The sequence below is a fragment of the Olleya namhaensis genome, from assembly GCF_900114005.1.
GTDB classification, from domain to species: Bacteria; Bacteroidota; Bacteroidia; order Flavobacteriales; family Flavobacteriaceae; genus Olleya; species Olleya namhaensis.
Map to the genome: position 1 here is coordinate 297734 of NZ_FORM01000002.1, position 16916 is coordinate 314649.

A 16916-nucleotide genomic window follows, 5' to 3' on the forward strand; every position below is an offset into this window, starting at 1 on the left:
TTTGAAGTTTTATAGACTATTCTGAATGCATTATCTTTGTAAAAAAATTGATTTTGACGAAAATAAATCCTTACAAAAATAGTGACTTAGGCAAAAAAGAACAAGTTGCTAAAATGTTTGACACCATTTCTGGAGAGTATGATGGCTTAAACCGTGTAATATCATTTGGTATTGATATTAAATGGCGAAAAAAAGTTGTTGAAATAGTCAAAGCTAGCAATCCTAAAAATGTCCTTGATATTGCAACCGGAACCGGTGATTTAGCAATTAACCTAGCAGAAACTAGTGCCGAAAAAATTATAGGTTTAGACATTAGTAGCGGAATGCTAGAGGTTGGAAAACAAAAAATTAAAGCCAAGCAATTAGATCAAAAAATTGACATGGTTATTGGTGATTCCGAGAACATGCCTTTTGACGACAATAGTTTTGATGCCATAACAGTAGCATTTGGAGTCCGTAATTTTGAAACTTTAGAAAACGGATTAAAAGACATTTTACGCGTATTAAAACCGGGTGGTGTTTTTGTTATTTTAGAAACATCTGTACCTACTAAGTTTCCTTTTAAACAAGGCTACCAGTTTCATTCTAAAGTAATTTTACCTACTGTTGGAAAACTTTTTTCTAAGGACAAAACAGCTTACAAATACTTAAGCGAAAGTGCTAATGCTTTTCCTTACGGAGAAAAGTTGAACAATATTTTACGTAATATTGGGTTTATTAATGTTACAGATATGCCTCAAACATTTGGTGTAGCTACAATTTACAAAGCATCAAAACAATAATGAATACAAGATACACCTACCTATTACTGTTTACTTTATTATTTACAACAGTGTCTCAAGCACAACTTTTTTCGAAAGAAAAAATTAAAAACCTTGAATCTGTAGACAAAGCTAGAATAAGCTGGGGTTATTACTTAGGATTTAATAATCTGGATTTTAAGTTTGATTACAATAGTAATATTGGAGACATTCAAACAGAACGCACTACGGGTTTTAATGTTGGACTTTTAGGAAACTTACGTATTAATGAGTATTTAGATTTACGTCTAGAGCCAGGTTTAGTAATTGCACAACGTAATTTAATGTATCAAGAAAATTATTTCGCAGATTTTGATGACGAAGTAAATGACTCTGACCTTTTACGTGAGGTAAAATCGACTTATGTCTATTTTCCTTTACTATTAAAAATATCTACAAAGCGTGTCAATAACTTTAAGCCGTTTGTTTTAGCAGGTGTCTCTACAGCGATTAACTTATCTAGTAACGAGAAAAACCCTGACGACAATTCTGCTGGAGATTTTAGAATGGTAAAAAATATGCAGTTTTTTGAAATTGGTTTTGGTATAGATTTTTACTTAGATCGTTTTAAATTTACACCATCAATTAGAGGTGTATTTGCCATGAAAGACGAACTTATTAGAGACAGAGACCCTAATAGTCCTTGGACAGGTAACATTAGTCAAATGCAAACACGTGGCGTTTTTATTAACTTTACAGTGCAGTAAAGACAACTTACACTTAGTCAATTATAGTACTAAAAATGTGCATTGCTATTTGGTAATAGCAATAAGCAATTGGAATATTAGCTAATATTATTAAGATACTAATTCTCAAATCTTTTTGTGCGTCATCTTCAGAATATTTTAAGAGTAATCCAATCAATAAAATACTATTTAAAATAAAAGCCCCAAATAGGAAGACCATACCTAGCAACATAAAAAGAGTGTTTTCTGTCAGGTAAAAAAACAACAAAATAAGCGACCCAAACAAAAAGGACAATATAGCTACTAATCTGCTTGTTTTAATAATTCCTGTTTCATCTTTTAATGCTTTCATCACAAATTATAAGACTATCCTCTTCTAAATTCACTTAATAAAATTGCTCCTGCAGTAGCGACGTTTAAACTTTCGGTTGCTTGAAGCGCTCCAAATCTTGGGATACTGATCTTATCAGTAACACAAACCTCAATAGCTTTGGATATTCCGTTGGCCTCATTTCCTAAAACTAAAACACCTGATTTAGGCATCTTAGATTTATACACATCTTTACCTTCCATAAAGGCTCCAAACACAGGTAAATCTACTTTTTGTAAATAGGATTCAAGATCCACATAATGTATTGCGACCCTTGTTAAAGACCCCATTGTAGCTTGTACTACTTTTGGATTATAGCAATCCACTGTTTCTTGACTACACACCAATTGATCAACTCCAAACCAATCGCATAATCTAATAATAGTTCCTAAATTACCGGGATCACGTACACTATCTAATGCTAAAATTAAACCGTCAGATTGTAAGCTTAAGTCTTCTGGTATTTTAAAAACAGCCAATGCTTTGTTAGGTGTGGTTAAACAACTTATTTTTTTTAAATCGTTTTCAGATATAATAACCTCTTGATCCACATCAAAAGTTTCGGTTGTAAATAAATCTACCAATTTAAAAGTAGAATTTAAAAACTCCTCAATAACCTTTCTGCCTTCAGCAATAAACAAACCGTCTTGTTGTCTATATTTTTTTTGCTTTAAACGCGTTATATTTTTAATTTGATTTTTAGAAATCACAATTTTGAAAATTTTTATAAAGAAAATGAAAAAAATGCAGTTACCATTTGTGTGTTTCTATTTATTTAAAATTTGTTTGTACAATAAATAGTGTATTTTTGAATGTGATGTAAATATTAGGCATCAAAATTGTAATAAACGTTAGAATTAGTAAACATTTCCTTTGAAAAATTTTCAGTTTAAAATAGTCGGTTTATTAGCTTTTACAATGCTACTTAGTGGGTGTGACTCAGTAAAACGCGTTGCAGAAAACCAACATCTTTTAACAAAAAACACGTTAACTATAAACGACAAAAAAGTAACTAACGATACAATATCCAACTTGCTGTATCAAAAACCAAACAGCAGGTTGCCTATCCCTTACACAAACATTCCGCTTAAGCTATATTTTTACAATACAGCACGTCCCAATATGGATTCTATATTAAATGAAAAATACTATAGCAATCCCGAGAAAATGGCACGTAAATCACGTTTTTTATCTAGAAAACAATTAGATAAAAGAATAGAGTCTAAATCTAATTTTAATAAATGGATCAAACGCAGTGGTGAAGCGCCAGTAATTATTGACACGTCATTAACTAGTAAATCAATTACACGCATCCAAAACTATTATAAAGTTAATGGTTGGTTTGATGCTAAAGCAGAATTTAAAGTCAATAAAGGGGATGATAAAAAAGCTACAATAGATTATATTATAGATACAGGAGAAGCTTATATATTAGACACTATTTACTCCAAAATAGGATCTCCGGAAGTAGAAAAAATTTACAACCAACACAAAAACAAAAGCTTAATAAAAACAGGAGAACAATACCGTCTATCTAAAGTTTATAACGAAGAAGATAGAATTGTGGAGTTGATGCGTGATAATGGTGTGTATCATTTTAGTAAAGATTATGTCAAGTTTGAAGCAGACAATAATTTTGGTAATAATAAAATGAATATTGAAACCATTATTGAAGACCGCATTATTAGAGAAGACGAAATTACTAGAACAGAAAAGTTTAAAATCTACAAGGTAAAAGATGTTAATATTTACACCAACAACTCTTTTAAAGACAGAAACTCGACCATAAACGATACTACTGTTTTTGACGGTTATAACATCTATAGTATTGGAAAACTTAACTACAAACCAAAAGCATTAACCAACGCTGTGTTTATAACACCAAACACAGTATTTAGGGATAAAAACAGACCTTTAACATCTAGAAAAATTAGTGATTTACGCACCTTTAAATACCCTAACATATCATACGTAGAAAATCAAGACACTACACTAACAGCAAACATCTACTTAACACCATTAAAAAAGTTTGAATTAGAGTTTAGTGCAGAAGCCTTACAAAGCAATATTCAAACCATCGGATTTTCAGCAAACCCAAGCCTATTAATTAGAAATATATTTAATGCTGCTGAAACATTAGAAATATCGGGTTTTGCATCTATAGGAGCTTCAAAAGACTCCAACAGCTCCACTGACAAGTTTTTTGATATTAACGAGATCGGAGCAAACTTAAAACTAACTATCCCAAGGTTATTTTCACCTTTTAACACAGAAAAAATAATCCCTAAATTCATGTTTCCTAGAACCAGCTTAACAGTTGCAGCCTCTAGTCAAACCAATATAGGGCTAGATAAACAGACCTTTACAGGCTCGTTTAATTACCGTTGGTATCCAAATAAAAAGGTAACCAATAAATTAGATTTATTTAATATTCAATTTGTAAAAAACTTAAATATTGCCAATTATTTTAATGTTTATGAAAACTCATACAACTCTTTAAATACAATTGCCCAAACTAGTGGTTTTATAACCTCATCAGAGAGTTTAAGCATACCTGCTGGTGCAGATAGTTTTCTAAACCTTATTGATAATGGTACTTATAACAGCGTCTTGTCTGAGGACGATTTAGATACAGCTAATGCCATTAGCGAAAGAAAACAAAGACTAACGGAAGACAACCTTATATTCGCAACCAATTTTAGTTACGTTAAAAACAATAGAGACGACTTAACAGACGAAGACTTCTCTATATTTAGGACACGTGTAGAATTAGCAGGAAACCTATTTTCTGCAACCTCAAAAATATTAGGCCTAGAAAAAAACGCCAATGGTAAGTACGAGATGTTTAATGTCGCATTCTCACAATACATAAAAACAGAATTAGATTATATTAAACACTGGAGCTTAGGCTACAAAAACGTATTAGCCATACGCACCTTTTTTGGTATTGCAATACCTTATGGAAACTCCACCAACATCCCCTTCTCTAAAAGTTTCTTTGCTGGAGGAGCAAATGATAACAGAGCTTGGACTGCCTATAGTCTTGGACCAGGAAGTTTAACTACAACTGACGAGTTTAATGAAGCCAATCTAAAAATAGCATTAAGCGCAGAGCAACGCTTCAATTTATTTGGTGCTTTTAATGGTGCTATATTTATTGATGCTGGAAATATCTGGAATGTCCTTGATGACATTAACCAAGAAGATGCTACATTTTCTGGTTTTAAATCTTTAAAAGATATCGCAGTCGGTTCTGGTTTTGGTATCCGTTACGACTTTAGCTTTTTTGTACTGCGTGGTGATATTGGTTTTAAAACATACGACCCATCCTACCCAACAGGTAGCCGATGGTTTAATGACTACAACTTTGGTAACGCTGTTTACAACATCGGAATCAACTATCCTTTCTAATAAAAACAGACCAATTACCGACAACGTTTGCGTGCTTTTTTGACTAAAAATGAATAAAACATATCATTTTTTGTTACTTTTGGTACTATTCAAATTCAACTAAAAAAAAACAAAATGGCTCACAATATCAAACCAGGAGTTGCTACTGGAAAAGAAGTACAAGAAATTTTCAAATTAGCAAAAGAAAAAGGTTTTGCATTACCAGCAGTAAACGTAGTTGGTTCTAATACCATAAACGGTGTTTTAGAAACAGCAGCAGCTTTAAACGCTCCTGTTATTATACAGTTTTCAAATGGAGGTGGTGTATTTAACGCAGGAAAAGGATTAAGTAACGACGGTCAAAAAGCTGCAATTGCAGGAAGTATAGCTGGTGCCAAACACGTACATTTAATGGCAGAAGCTTATGGCGTGCCAGTAATATTACATACGGACCATTGTGCAAAAAAATTATTACCTTGGATAGACGGATTATTGGATGCTAGTGAGCAACATTTTAAAGAAACAGGAAAACCATTATACAGCTCGCACATGATTGATTTAAGTGAAGAACCACTTGAAGAAAACATAGAAATCTGTAAAACATACCTTGCCAGAATGAGCAAAATGGGTATGACTTTAGAAATAGAATTAGGTATTACAGGAGGTGAAGAAGATGGTGTAGATAATAGTGATGTAGACGAGTCTAAATTATACACACAACCAGAAGAAGTAGCGTATGCATATGAAGAGTTAAGCAAAGTAAGCGACCAATTTACAATTGCAGCAGCTTTTGGAAACGTACACGGTGTTTACAAGCCAGGAAACGTAAAACTTACGCCAAAAATATTAAAAAATTCTCAAGAGTTTTTATCTAAAAAATACAACTTACCACATAACCATATCGACTTTGTTTTCCATGGTGGATCAGGATCTACTCTAGAAGAAATCAGAGAAGCAATAGGTTACGGTGTTATAAAAATGAACATTGACACAGACATGCAATATGCATTTATGACTGGAGTTAGAGATTATATGGCAGACAAAACAGACTATTTACAGTCTCAAATAGGTAGCCCAGACGGTCCAGAATCTCCAAACAAAAAATACTACGACCCAAGAAAATGGTTAAGAGAAGGAGAAATTACATTTGTAGAGCGTCTTAAAAAAGCATTCGAAGATTTAAATAACGTCAATACACTATAATTTTATTTTGGCGTTACCCAAGGGTCGGGCTTTCCGTTATATCTTTTTTGAAAAAAGACAAAAAAGGATGCCTCTACAATCCCTAACGCGTGCCAACATAATTACATAAAATAAAATTCCGTTTAAACTGATTAACCACAGCACTTAAACGGGATTTTTTTATACCTCAAAAGTAACAACAAACAGATAGCGACTACTATTTTTGAGTTTGATTAATAAAAACAGTAATTTTGTACGCTTGTGTAAAGCAAACTAAAACTAATAAAAGCATAGACTTTTAGAAAACATCTAAAAATCTTAATCCCAAAATAGTAAATCAATATGGCTTGGTTTAAAAGAAAAGAAAAAGGAATAACAACCGAAACCGCAGAGAAAAAAGACATCCCAAAAGGGTTGTGGTATAAATCTCCAACTGGTAAAATAGTAGACTCTAAAGAGCTTGAAAAAAACTTTTACGTAAGCCCAGAAGATGGTTACCACGTAAGAATTGGAAGTAAAGAATACTTTGAAATCCTCTTTGACGACAATAAATTTAAAGAGCTAGACGAAAATCTAACCTCTAAAGACCCTTTAAAATTTGAGGATACTAAAAAATATCCAGACCGTTTAAAAGCTGCCGAAGAGAAAACAAACCTTAAAGATGCTGTACGTTGTGCAGTAGGAAAATCTAAAGGAAAAGATTTGGTAATCGCTTGTATGGACTTTGCCTTTATTGGTGGATCAATGGGTAGTGTTGTAGGAGAAAAAATTGCACGAGCTGCAGAATATTCTTTAAAAAAGAAATTGCCTTTAATGATTATTTCTAAATCAGGAGGCGCACGTATGATGGAAGCTGCATTATCTTTAATGCAATTAGCTAAAACATCTGCAAGACTAGGACAATTAGCTGATGCTGGAATCCCTTACATATCATTATGTACAGATCCAACAACAGGTGGTACAACAGCTTCTTTTGCAATGCTAGGTGATATTACAATTGCAGAGCCAGGTGCATTAATAGGATTTGCAGGACCACGTGTAGTGCGTGACACTACAGGACAAGAATTACCAGAAGGTTTTCAAACCTCAGAATTTTTGTTAGAACATGGTTTCTTAGATTTTATTACACATCGTAAAGAACTAAAAAACAAAGTCAATTTATATATAGACCTGATTACAAATCAGCCTCTAAGAGCATAAAACAAAAAAAACCTTACTTTTCAGTAAGGTTTTTTTTATGTCAATTAGCATCTCTAATCTCCTTATCTAAATGATCCAGAAAAAGGATACCATATAAATGGTCTATCTCATGCTGGAAAATTACAGCAGTAAAATCTGTAATTGTTTCTACAACATGCTTGGCTTCCATAGTATCATACTCAATAGTAATTGATTTAGACCTAGAATTTAAAACCTCAGCTCGATCTGGTATAGACAAACAACCCTCACGTCGTGTCTGCTTAATATCAGAATAGTTAGTAATTATAGGGTTTAAATAAACTTCAAAAGGCGCCTCGTCTTTATCAAAACGTTGTACCCAAATAATGTTTTTAAGTATCCCAACTTGTGGTGCAGCAATACCAACACCCATAGACATACTATCTCTAACTGTAGCAAAAAGGCGGTCTGTAAATTGTTTCAAAACAAGATCGTTAACATCCGGTTTAACATAAGCACTTTTAGAACGTAATAAAATAGAGTCTTGTGTATTATTTATTTTAAACACACGCATCGGCTCTAAAGCCTTACCATTCATTATCATACCTACTTGCTTACTTGAAAAGTTTTTAGTTACTTTGGTTTTACTAGTACCACAGCTAGTTACTAGTAGTAATATGACTATAAGATTAATACAATTTTTCATTTTAAAAAATAGAGTTTACAATTTTCACTAATTTACACCTTTTATATAGTAAGCGGATTGTTTGTTATTTAATAAAAATAACTATATTTGCACCTCGAAAGATAAACTTTCGTATACATAACAATCATTTACAATAATATTAGAATGTACATCACAAAAGAAGCAAAAGCAGAGATTTTTGCAAAACACGGTAAAGACGCTAAAGATACTGGATCTGCAGAAGGTCAAATAGCATTATTCACAGCTAGAATTTCACACTTAACTGAGCACTTAAAACAAAATCGTAAAGATTATAACACAGAGCGTTCTTTAGTAATGTTAGTAGGTAAAAGAAGAAGCTTACTTGATTACTTAATTAAGAAAGATGTCTTAAGATATCGTGCAATAGTAAAAGAATTAGGATTAAGAAAATAATCTCAATACAAAGACCACGCTTTTTAGCGTGGTTTTTTGATATAAAACAACTCGATTACAACGAGTTAATTAATAAGAAGCTAGGTCTAAATAAACTTTAGGTCTATCGGTTTTTCATTGGTCATTACAACTACTACTACACTACCACAACACAACGACCATTGTTTAATTAGAATTAAAAAATTTATGATTCCAAAAGTATTTAAAGAGGTCATTGACCTTGGTGATGGAAGAGAAATCTCTATCGAAACAGGAAAACTGGCTAAACAAGCGCACGGTAGCGTTGTTGTACAGTCAGGAAAATGTATGATGTTATGTACGGTTGTTTCAAACTACAAACAATCTCCAGTAGACTTTTTACCATTAACGGTAGATTACCGCGAAAAGTTTGCAGCAGCAGGTCGTTATCCAGGTGGTTTCTTCAAAAGAGAAGCAAGACCTAGTGATGGTGAGGTATTAACTATGCGTTTAGTGGATCGTGTTTTACGTCCATTATTCCCAAAGGATTACCACTCTGAAGTACAGGTAATGATCCAATTAATGTCTCATGACGAAAACGTTATGCCAGACGCAATGGCTGGTTTAGCAGCATCTGCAGCTATCCAGTTATCAGATTTCCCGTTTGAATGCCCTATCTCTGAAGCAAGAGTTGGACGTATCAACGGAGAATTTGTAATCAACCCAACAAGAGCACAATTAGCAGAATCTGATATCGATATGATGATTGGAGCTTCAGCTGATTCTGTAATGATGGTTGAAGGTGAAATGGATGAAATTTCTGAAGAAGAAATGGCAGATGCAATTAAATTTGCCCATGAAGCTATTAAAGTACAATGTGCTGCTCAAGTAAAATTAGCAGAAGCTTTTGGTAAAAAAGAAACACGTGAGTACGAAGGAGAAAGAGAAGATGAAGCTTTAGAGAAGAAAGTTTACGATATGGCATACGATAAAGTATATGCTATAGCAAAAGCTGGATCTGCTAAACATGAAAGAACAGCTGCATTTGCTGAAATTAAAGACGGAATTAAAGCTACTTTTTCTGAAGAAGAATTAGCAGATTTCGGAGATTTAGTTTCAAAATATTATAGCAAAGCAGAGAAATCTGCAATTAGAAACTTAACTTTAGATGAAGGTTTACGTTTAGATGGTCGTAAGACTGACGAGATTAGACCTATCTGGTGTGAGGTAGATTACTTACCATCTACACACGGATCGTCAATTTTCTCTCGTGGAGAAACTCAAGCATTAGCTACAGTTACTTTAGGAACATCAAGAGACGCAAACAAAATAGATATGCCATCTTACGAAGGTGAGGAGAATTTCTATTTACACTATAACTTCCCTCCTTTTTGTACTGGTGAAGCTAGACCACTAAGAGGAACTTCAAGAAGAGAAGTTGGTCACGGTAACTTAGCACAACGTGGTTTAAAAGGAATGATTCCTGCAGATTGCCCTTACACAGTAAGAGTTGTATCTGAAGTATTAGAATCTAACGGTTCGTCTTCTATGGCAACTGTATGTGCAGGTACTATGGCATTAATGGACGCTGGTGTGCAAATGACAAGACCTGTTTCTGGTATTGCAATGGGATTAATTTCTGATGCAGAATCTGGAAAATACGCTGTTTTATCTGATATTTTAGGAGATGAAGATCACTTAGGTGATATGGATTTTAAAGTAACTGGTACTTCAGAAGGTATTACTGCTTGTCAAATGGATATTAAAGTAAAAGGATTATCATATGAGATTTTAGTGAATGCACTAAAACAAGCTCGTGACGGTCGTTTACATATCTTAGGCAAATTAACGGATACTATCCAAGCACCTAATGCTGATGTTAAGGAACATGCTCCTACAATGGTTACAAGACGTGTACCAAACGAATTTATTGGTGCGTTAATTGGACCTGGAGGAAAAGTAATCCAAGAAATGCAAAAAGAAACTGAGACAACTATCGTTATTAACGAAGATCCAGTAACTGAAGAAGGTATCGTAGAAATATTAGGAGTTGGTAAAAAAGGTATTGATGCTGTTATGGCAAAAATTGATGCTATTTTATTCAAACCTACCGTTGGAAGCGTATACGAAGTAAAAGTGATCAAAATGTTAGATTTTGGAGCTGTTGTTGAGTATATGGATGCACCAGGAAACGAAGTGTTATTGCACGTAAGTGAATTAGCATGGGAACGTACAGAAAATGTTTCTGACGTTGTAAATATGGGTGACGTTTTTGATGTGAAGTATTTCGGACTTGATCCAAGAACTCGTAAAGAAAAAGTGTCTAGAAAAGCAATCTTGCCTAAACCAGAAGGTTATGTAGCAAGACCACCAAGAGATGACAAACGTTCTGGTGGACGTGATAATAGAGGTTCTCGTGACAACAGAGGTCGTGATGACAGAAAACCAAGAGAAGAGAAAAAAGATTAATTCTTTTTAAACTTTATATATTAAGAAAGCCCAACAGTTATGTTGGGCTTTTTTTATGCAGTTATTTTAACTAATCATTTTTATTTACACCTGGCTTTCAAATTATAAAATTTTCTTAAAAGTGACAAACAAAACATCCAAACCTTGATATATAGCGTAACTCTAGTAGTTTTTAATTTATAAAATCCCTAAAAATTTATGGCTACTAAAATTACCAACCTTACCAAAAATAAATCACTAAACCCAAGATTAAGCAATCGCATTAATGGCTTCTTTCAGAGTAAAGGAATTACAGGAAGCCCACAAAATAGATTAGTCTTATTAAGCACCTTCTTATTTATAGCTTTAGGCGTCTATTTTTTCTATGTATTTCATAAAGACTTCGAAGCTTTTAACAACACGCAACTAAACACAACATTAGGGTTTACTTTTATAATAGCAGCCACTAGCCTATTTGCATACAAAATTCTGTTTTTTATATTCACTGGATACAACTACTTTAAGTACAAACCAATCACGTCTGTTACAGATAAAGAGTTACCAACCGTAACGGTTATAGTACCTGCTTACAACGAAGGAAAACAAGTTTGGGATACACTAATGAGTTTAGCAAAAAGTGATTATCCAGAACACAAATTACAATTACTAGCTATAGACGATGGAAGTTTAGACGACACCTGGACATGGATACTAGATGCTAAACAAAAACTAGGAGATCGTTTAGAAATTTTTAAACAACCTAAAAATCAAGGCAAGCGTCAAGCATTATATCGCGGGTTTAATCTTGGAACAGGAGATATCTTTGTTACTGTAGATAGCGACTCAATAGTTACGCCTGATACTTTAAGAAATTTAGTGAGTCCTTTTATAAAAGATGACAAATGTGGTGCTGTAGCAGGTAATATTAGAGTATTAAATAATAAAAATGAAATGCTTCCAAAAATGTTGGATGTTAGTTTTGTAATGAGTTTTGAGTTTGTAAGATCTGCAGAGAGTAATTTAAACTCAGTATTATGCACTCCCGGAGCATTAGCTGCATACAGACGTCAGGCGGTATTTAACTGTTTGCCGGAATGGATCAATCAAAAATTTATGGGACAACCTTCAGACATTGGAGAAGATCGCGCCTTAACAAACATGATACTAAAACAAGGCGAACATGTGCTATTTCAAAGTAATGCAGTAGCTTATACAAATGTCCCTGAAGAATATTTAGGGTTATATAAAATGTTTATCCGTTGGGGACGAAGCAATGTTAGAGAGAGTTTAGAAATGGCTAAATATGTATTTACAAATTTTAGAGAAGGAAATAAAACAGGTACGCGATTATTGTTTTTTAGCCAGTTTTCAAAATTAGTAATGAGCTATCCTATGGTTTTATTTATGTTGTTTTTTGTCTTAGTACATCCGCTCTTATTTATTGGTTCTACTCTGGTAAGCATTTTAATACTATCTACTTTTTCATTATTGTTTTTTACTAATCAACATAAAACTTACCAAGGCTTTTGGGCTTACTCGTATAGCATCTTATATACCTTTGGATTATTCTGGATTACACCTTATGCCATAGCCACAGCTAGCAGAAGCGGTTGGCTAACGCGTGATTTAGTTAATGAAAAATAAATGTTTTATATATAAAAAAACGGATTAATTACAGGCGTGTCATTTATTTATAAAAATCAACAACACCTTATATTTAATCCGTTTTAAATTTAAAAAATCTAATTAGAACAAAACTAATCTTCTAAATAATCAATTTCAAAATGTCTAGTTTCAATTTTATTAGCTTCAAATTTTTGCTTTAAATTTTTTGATATTCTTATAAAATATTTACCATCAGATTTGTCATAATCATTATCAATTATTTTTTGCCCATATGCTGCGCATTTATCTGGCTGATCTAAATAATAATATATTTTAGCAAGATTAAAATAACTTGCATACCTTACTTTTCTCATTTTCTTTTTCTTCCCTTGGTAATTATCTACGACATTTTCAAAATACAGAATAATAGGTTCTAACTCTTTTTCCAATTCACCAATTGGCTCATCATACTCCATATTATCAATAATCTCTTTCAGTTTGTCAAAATTTTCATGATGTTTAGCAAATTCAGGATGCTTTTTAGAACCTAGAATCCAGAAAAAATCGTACTTATTAATGAAAGGAACAAACCCAAAAGTCGCATTCAAATAACCTCTAGCATTACTTATAATAGTGCTTTTATGCGCACTATTATATTTACTTCTCAGGTTATTCTTATTATTATTGTAATAATCACTTGCCTGTTTGTAAGTTGTATAATCTTTACTTTCAAAAACCTCTTTTTCAGAATAATTCTTAGTTTTAGCAGCTCCGGATATAATATTATTAACCATCATTGTTCCTGTAGATGTATAATTGGCGGTTACATTGTAGGTATAAGTAGTAGAGGTTACATTTCCTTCTTTATCCTTTTTTTCATGTTTTTCTTTATTTACGTTTACATCTTCCACCTGGGTACCGTGATAGGCAAAATCAATATCTAAGGTTCCTCCTTCAGATTCTCTTTTATATCCTGATATAGTCAGGCCAGAGACATTTGAAGAATACGTTCGGTTTTCCTTTTCCAAAATAGGATTAGAAGGCAAACTAACATAAGAGACATTAACTTTTTCTCTATCTAAATTAGTGCTTTGAGACAAAGACAAGGTTGTAAATAAAAATAATAATGGCACTAAAAAATGGGATTTCATATTAAACATTTTAATTAAAATTGGTTGAAAATTGGTTGAAAATTATTTTAGGATGCTCAATATAAGAGAAGTATTTCAATAAAAAGAAATCCAAACATTAAAAAAAAAATCTTTAATCAACGCAACCTTTTTAAAATATAGAGACTATAGGTAAACCTCTAAACCACTACTAATGAAAAACGCTATTAAACTATTATCGATATTTATACTATTACTTTCTTTCTTGTCCTGCGAAAACGAACCTATTGGAGGACTAAATATTAATGCAGAAGAAGTAATTGCGGTACACTCTGAGCTATACAACAACCTAGCTAGAATGACAGATGATCCAGAAGAAGAATTACCTGTAACCTGTGTAGATTTTAACTATCCTATAACCATGTATGCATTTGATGCTGACCTACAATTATTAACCACTACATTAATACAAAACGACGCCTTATTCTTAACCTACTTAAATAACTTAGAAGACGACTATTCTATAAGTATTAGTTACCCAATAACTACACAACTAGAAGATGGCACCACATTTACCATTAATAACAATCAAGAATTAAAAGAAAATATAGAATCTTGTATTGAAGAGGTAGAGGCAATTGAAGCTGAAGCCTGTCTGTTTTTAATAAACAATTGTGTATGGAAAGTGGGTTACACTAGAGATATGGACAACACCTATCTAGGTGCCGTATTTAATGAAGACAATGGATCTACAGCTTTTACACATAATGATCAATTACTTTTTGGATCTTGGTCTACATTATTTATTGAAGGAGAAATACATATAAATATCAGTCTAAACAACAGTGGTATTATTGGAGATTATTTTAACTATGATTGGAAAGTAGACTACCTTGATAGCAATTCCCTAAAATTAACACATGAAGAAAAATCATTTGTCATACATCAATACTGTGATGATGATTATGCTCAATGTACAAATTTTTCGTTTGAAGAGTGCGAATTAGAAGCTACTCCTGGCGTGGCAGAATTCATCTTTGACAACTACGCTTTTTGCATCACAAACATACTTCAAATAGACAGTGCTACAACAAACCTTATCTATTTTGAAACAGAAGAAGATGCAGAAAACAACACCAATCCAATACCATCTGATCAAGTTTACTTAAACACATCACAATTTCAAAATGTATATATTCGTGTAGAGAATTTAACCGAAGACACCTCTTATACGATTAGTATATTAATCATTGCACAGCCTTGTTAATCAATTAAACCACAGTTTATTTAAACTACAGTATTTGGAGCTAGAACAACTTATAAAAGCTTGCCGAAAAAACAACCTAAAGGCACAAGGTGATTTATATCAAAAATATAAAGACACCTTGTACATACTGTGCCTTAAATACTCAAAAAACAGTGATGAAGCACAAGACAACCTGCATGATTCCTTTATAGAAATTTTTAATAGCATAAAAAAATATAAAGGTAAAGGGTCTTTCGAAGGATGGATTAAACGTATCACCATCAATCAAGCTATTAATAAATATAAAAAAGAAAGACCCTTTAATATTGAAATCAACAACGACATACTTGAAGATACAACGGTTACTGAAGACGATTTAGACATTAAATTAGATAGCATCTTGACTTGTATTCAAGAGTTACCAGACCAATACCGTTTAGTTTTTAACCTATACCAATTAGACAACTATTCGCATAAAGAAATAGCTAGCTTATTAAATATTTCAGAAAGCACATCTAAATCTAATTTACATAGAGCAAAAGCAATCTTAAAAGAAAAAATTACTAAATTAAATCCTAGCAAACCTAAATTATACTATGGAAGTTAACAAAGACATAGGTGATGGAATTAAACACCGACTGAAAGACCTGCACAAGGCTCCAGACGTTATGGTTTGGACTAAAATCGAAGCTGATTTAAAAAAGAAAAAGAAAAGACGCTTTCTGTTTTTCTTACTTCCTACTATTGGCCTATCCTTAATACTGTTATTAATATTTAAAATAAAGACAGACAAAAAAGAAGCAACGATAAAGACGGATGCGATATCTAATACTTCAATAAATAAGGTTAAAAACACAACAACAATAAGTACAAAAATAAACTTTAGCAAGTCAAATAACAACACCACTAGTATAGATAGTAATGCTATTGGTAGTATAACAGTTAAGCAAAATAACCAACTAAATAATAATAATAATAATAATAATAATAATACATCTACTAACAAGTACCAAACAAATAGAAATAGCAAGTTTAAGAACAACACTTCTAAGCCAACTAACACTAGCGGTTACAACTTCTTAAATAAAACAAATAACACAACTAAACTTAAGACTACAACTTCAGGTAATACAACAAAAAAACAAAAAATAATTCCTGCAGATAGTTTGATAACAAGCACTGTTAAAAAAGACCTCTTAGCATTAAAAAAACAAGCCGATAGTATCTCTAAAAAACAAGTATTAAAACAAAAAAAGGCAGTTAAGACAGATAGTATTAATCAAAAAATAATAAAAAAATGGAGCGTAATGCCTTATGCCTCTTTAGACTATTTTGGCAGTTTAAATCATGCTACAAAAGACAATACGTCTACTAATTATGGAATAAAACTAAGCTATTTAGCCACAGAAGATATTTCTCTAAGGATTGGAGTCGCTAAGTTAGATTTAAACTTTACATCAAACGAAGACACATATAATTTTACAGAAGAAATCAGTTATTATGAAATCCCTTTAGAAATCAAACAAAGAATATTAAAAGGAAAAGCTAATACATCAATCATTGCAGGCGTCAGTTATTTAATGCTTGATAAGGCCTCCATATATACGGATGGTATAGAAAATAATCTTCAAATAGAATCTATAGAAAACACAAACATGTCTATTAATTTAGGTTTAGGTTTTGATACTTTATTACTTAAAAAATTACATTTTGTTTTGGAACCTATGTTTAAGTACCACTTTAAACCTTTAGAAAACAGGTTAGACTCAAAAACCTACACGCTATCCATTCTTGGAGGATTAGAATACAAGTTTTAAATTAGTTAGTCTAAAAAGCCCATCGTA

Annotated in this window: 15 protein-coding genes; 11 read left to right on the plus strand and 4 right to left on the minus strand. The window is 32.4% G+C overall.

What is annotated here, in order from left to right; all coding sequences use genetic code 11:
* Nucleotides 1-50 precede the first annotated feature (50 nt).
* Both ubiE and porT read left to right on the plus strand, forming a co-directional pair.
* Entirely contained in the window at nucleotides 51-782 is a 732-nt protein-coding gene (gene ubiE, locus BMZ09_RS04405) for a bifunctional demethylmenaquinone methyltransferase/2-methoxy-6-polyprenyl-1,4-benzoquinol methylase UbiE (RefSeq protein ID WP_177183508.1), read from the plus strand.
* Entirely contained in the window at nucleotides 782-1507 is a 726-nt protein-coding gene (porT, locus tag BMZ09_RS04410) for a type IX secretion/gliding motility protein PorT/SprT (RefSeq protein WP_090837861.1), read from the plus strand. Before ubiE ends, porT begins: the two co-directional genes overlap by 1 nt.
* Before the next feature lie 13 nt (nucleotides 1508-1520).
* Here porT and BMZ09_RS04415 read toward each other — a convergent pair whose 3' ends face one another.
* Together BMZ09_RS04415 and BMZ09_RS04420 are read right to left on the minus strand one after the other, a co-directional pair.
* The gene (locus BMZ09_RS04415; RefSeq protein WP_090837863.1) at nucleotides 1521-1838 is read right to left on the minus strand and encodes a hypothetical protein; all 318 of its coding nucleotides are present in this window, start codon (nucleotides 1836-1838) and stop codon (nucleotides 1521-1523) included.
* A gap of 14 nt (nucleotides 1839-1852) precedes the next feature.
* Nucleotides 1853-2566 (minus strand): TrmH family RNA methyltransferase, encoded by a 714-nt coding sequence (locus tag BMZ09_RS04420; protein ID WP_090837865.1) that lies wholly within the window; start codon nucleotides 2564-2566, stop codon nucleotides 1853-1855.
* A gap of 163 nt (nucleotides 2567-2729) precedes the next feature.
* Between BMZ09_RS04420 and tamL the strand changes: the two genes are divergently transcribed.
* From tamL to accD, 3 genes are all read left to right on the plus strand, one after another.
* Nucleotides 2730-5267: a translocation and assembly module lipoprotein TamL gene (gene tamL / locus BMZ09_RS04425; protein ID WP_317042598.1), complete on the plus strand. Its 2538-nt coding sequence runs from the start codon at nucleotides 2730-2732 to the stop codon at nucleotides 5265-5267.
* Nucleotides 5268-5381: 114 nt separating this feature from the next.
* Nucleotides 5382-6449, plus strand: a complete 1068-nt coding sequence (gene fbaA, locus BMZ09_RS04430) for a class II fructose-bisphosphate aldolase (protein ID WP_090837869.1) — start codon at nucleotides 5382-5384, stop codon at nucleotides 6447-6449.
* Nucleotides 6450-6770: 321 nt separating this feature from the next.
* Nucleotides 6771-7628: an acetyl-CoA carboxylase, carboxyltransferase subunit beta gene (accD, locus tag BMZ09_RS04435; protein WP_090837871.1), complete on the plus strand. Its 858-nt coding sequence runs from the start codon at nucleotides 6771-6773 to the stop codon at nucleotides 7626-7628.
* 40 nt (nucleotides 7629-7668) lie between these two features.
* On the opposite strand, the gene def is transcribed toward accD, so the two are convergent.
* Complete coding sequence (gene def / locus BMZ09_RS04440; RefSeq protein ID WP_090837873.1) at nucleotides 7669-8292, minus strand: peptide deformylase; 624 nt, start codon at nucleotides 8290-8292, stop codon at nucleotides 7669-7671.
* 144 nt (nucleotides 8293-8436) lie between these two features.
* On the opposite strand from def, the gene rpsO reads away from it, so the two are divergent.
* The 3 genes from rpsO to BMZ09_RS04455 all read left to right on the plus strand — a co-directional run bounded on the left by rpsO (nucleotide 8437) and on the right by BMZ09_RS04455 (nucleotide 12756).
* Complete coding sequence (gene rpsO / locus BMZ09_RS04445; RefSeq protein WP_090837875.1) at nucleotides 8437-8706, plus strand: 30S ribosomal protein S15; 270 nt, start codon at nucleotides 8437-8439, stop codon at nucleotides 8704-8706.
* A gap of 186 nt (nucleotides 8707-8892) precedes the next feature.
* The gene (locus BMZ09_RS04450; protein WP_090837876.1) at nucleotides 8893-11133 is read left to right on the plus strand and encodes a polyribonucleotide nucleotidyltransferase; all 2241 of its coding nucleotides are present in this window, start codon (nucleotides 8893-8895) and stop codon (nucleotides 11131-11133) included.
* 198 nt (nucleotides 11134-11331) lie between these two features.
* Nucleotides 11332-12756: a glycosyltransferase family 2 protein gene (locus BMZ09_RS04455; RefSeq protein WP_090837878.1), complete on the plus strand. Its 1425-nt coding sequence runs from the start codon at nucleotides 11332-11334 to the stop codon at nucleotides 12754-12756.
* Nucleotides 12757-12869: 113 nt separating this feature from the next.
* On the opposite strand, the gene BMZ09_RS04460 is transcribed toward BMZ09_RS04455, so the two are convergent.
* On the minus strand, nucleotides 12870-13868 hold the full coding sequence (locus BMZ09_RS04460; RefSeq protein ID WP_090837879.1) for a hypothetical protein: 999 nt from the start codon (nucleotides 13866-13868) through the stop codon (nucleotides 12870-12872).
* A gap of 172 nt (nucleotides 13869-14040) precedes the next feature.
* Between BMZ09_RS04460 and BMZ09_RS04465 the strand changes: the two genes are divergently transcribed.
* Genes BMZ09_RS04465 through BMZ09_RS04475 form a run of 3 tightly spaced genes read left to right on the plus strand, consistent with a single transcriptional unit; the run spans nucleotide 14041 to nucleotide 16889 of the window.
* Complete coding sequence (locus BMZ09_RS04465) at nucleotides 14041-15093, plus strand: hypothetical protein (RefSeq protein ID WP_143067784.1); 1053 nt, start codon at nucleotides 14041-14043, stop codon at nucleotides 15091-15093.
* Nucleotides 15094-15127: 34 nt separating this feature from the next.
* Entirely contained in the window at nucleotides 15128-15679 is a 552-nt protein-coding gene (locus tag BMZ09_RS04470) for an RNA polymerase sigma factor (protein ID WP_090838335.1), read from the plus strand.
* The gene (locus BMZ09_RS04475; protein ID WP_090837882.1) at nucleotides 15669-16889 is read left to right on the plus strand and encodes a hypothetical protein; all 1221 of its coding nucleotides are present in this window, start codon (nucleotides 15669-15671) and stop codon (nucleotides 16887-16889) included. Before BMZ09_RS04470 ends, BMZ09_RS04475 begins: the two co-directional genes overlap by 11 nt.
* The last annotated feature ends 27 nt before the right edge of the window (nucleotides 16890-16916 follow it).

Coding starts and splice junctions, on each gene's coding strand:
- porT (WP_090837861.1), top strand. CDS start 782: ATGAATACAAGATACACCTACCTATTACTGTTTACTTTATTATTTACA.
- BMZ09_RS04415 (WP_090837863.1), bottom strand. CDS start 1,838: ATGAAAGCATTAAAAGATGAAACAGGAATTATTAAAACAAGCAGATTA.
- fbaA (WP_090837869.1), top strand. CDS start 5,382: ATGGCTCACAATATCAAACCAGGAGTTGCTACTGGAAAAGAAGTACAA.
- accD (WP_090837871.1), top strand. CDS start 6,771: ATGGCTTGGTTTAAAAGAAAAGAAAAAGGAATAACAACCGAAACCGCA.
- def (WP_090837873.1), bottom strand. CDS start 8,292: ATGAAAAATTGTATTAATCTTATAGTCATATTACTACTAGTAACTAGC.
- rpsO (WP_090837875.1), top strand. CDS start 8,437: ATGTACATCACAAAAGAAGCAAAAGCAGAGATTTTTGCAAAACACGGT.
- BMZ09_RS04450 (WP_090837876.1), top strand. CDS start 8,893: ATGATTCCAAAAGTATTTAAAGAGGTCATTGACCTTGGTGATGGAAGA.
- BMZ09_RS04455 (WP_090837878.1), top strand. CDS start 11,332: ATGGCTACTAAAATTACCAACCTTACCAAAAATAAATCACTAAACCCA.
- BMZ09_RS04460 (WP_090837879.1), bottom strand. CDS start 13,868: ATGAAATCCCATTTTTTAGTGCCATTATTATTTTTATTTACAACCTTG.
- BMZ09_RS04465 (WP_143067784.1), top strand. CDS start 14,041: ATGAAAAACGCTATTAAACTATTATCGATATTTATACTATTACTTTCT.
- BMZ09_RS04475 (WP_090837882.1), top strand. CDS start 15,669: ATGGAAGTTAACAAAGACATAGGTGATGGAATTAAACACCGACTGAAA.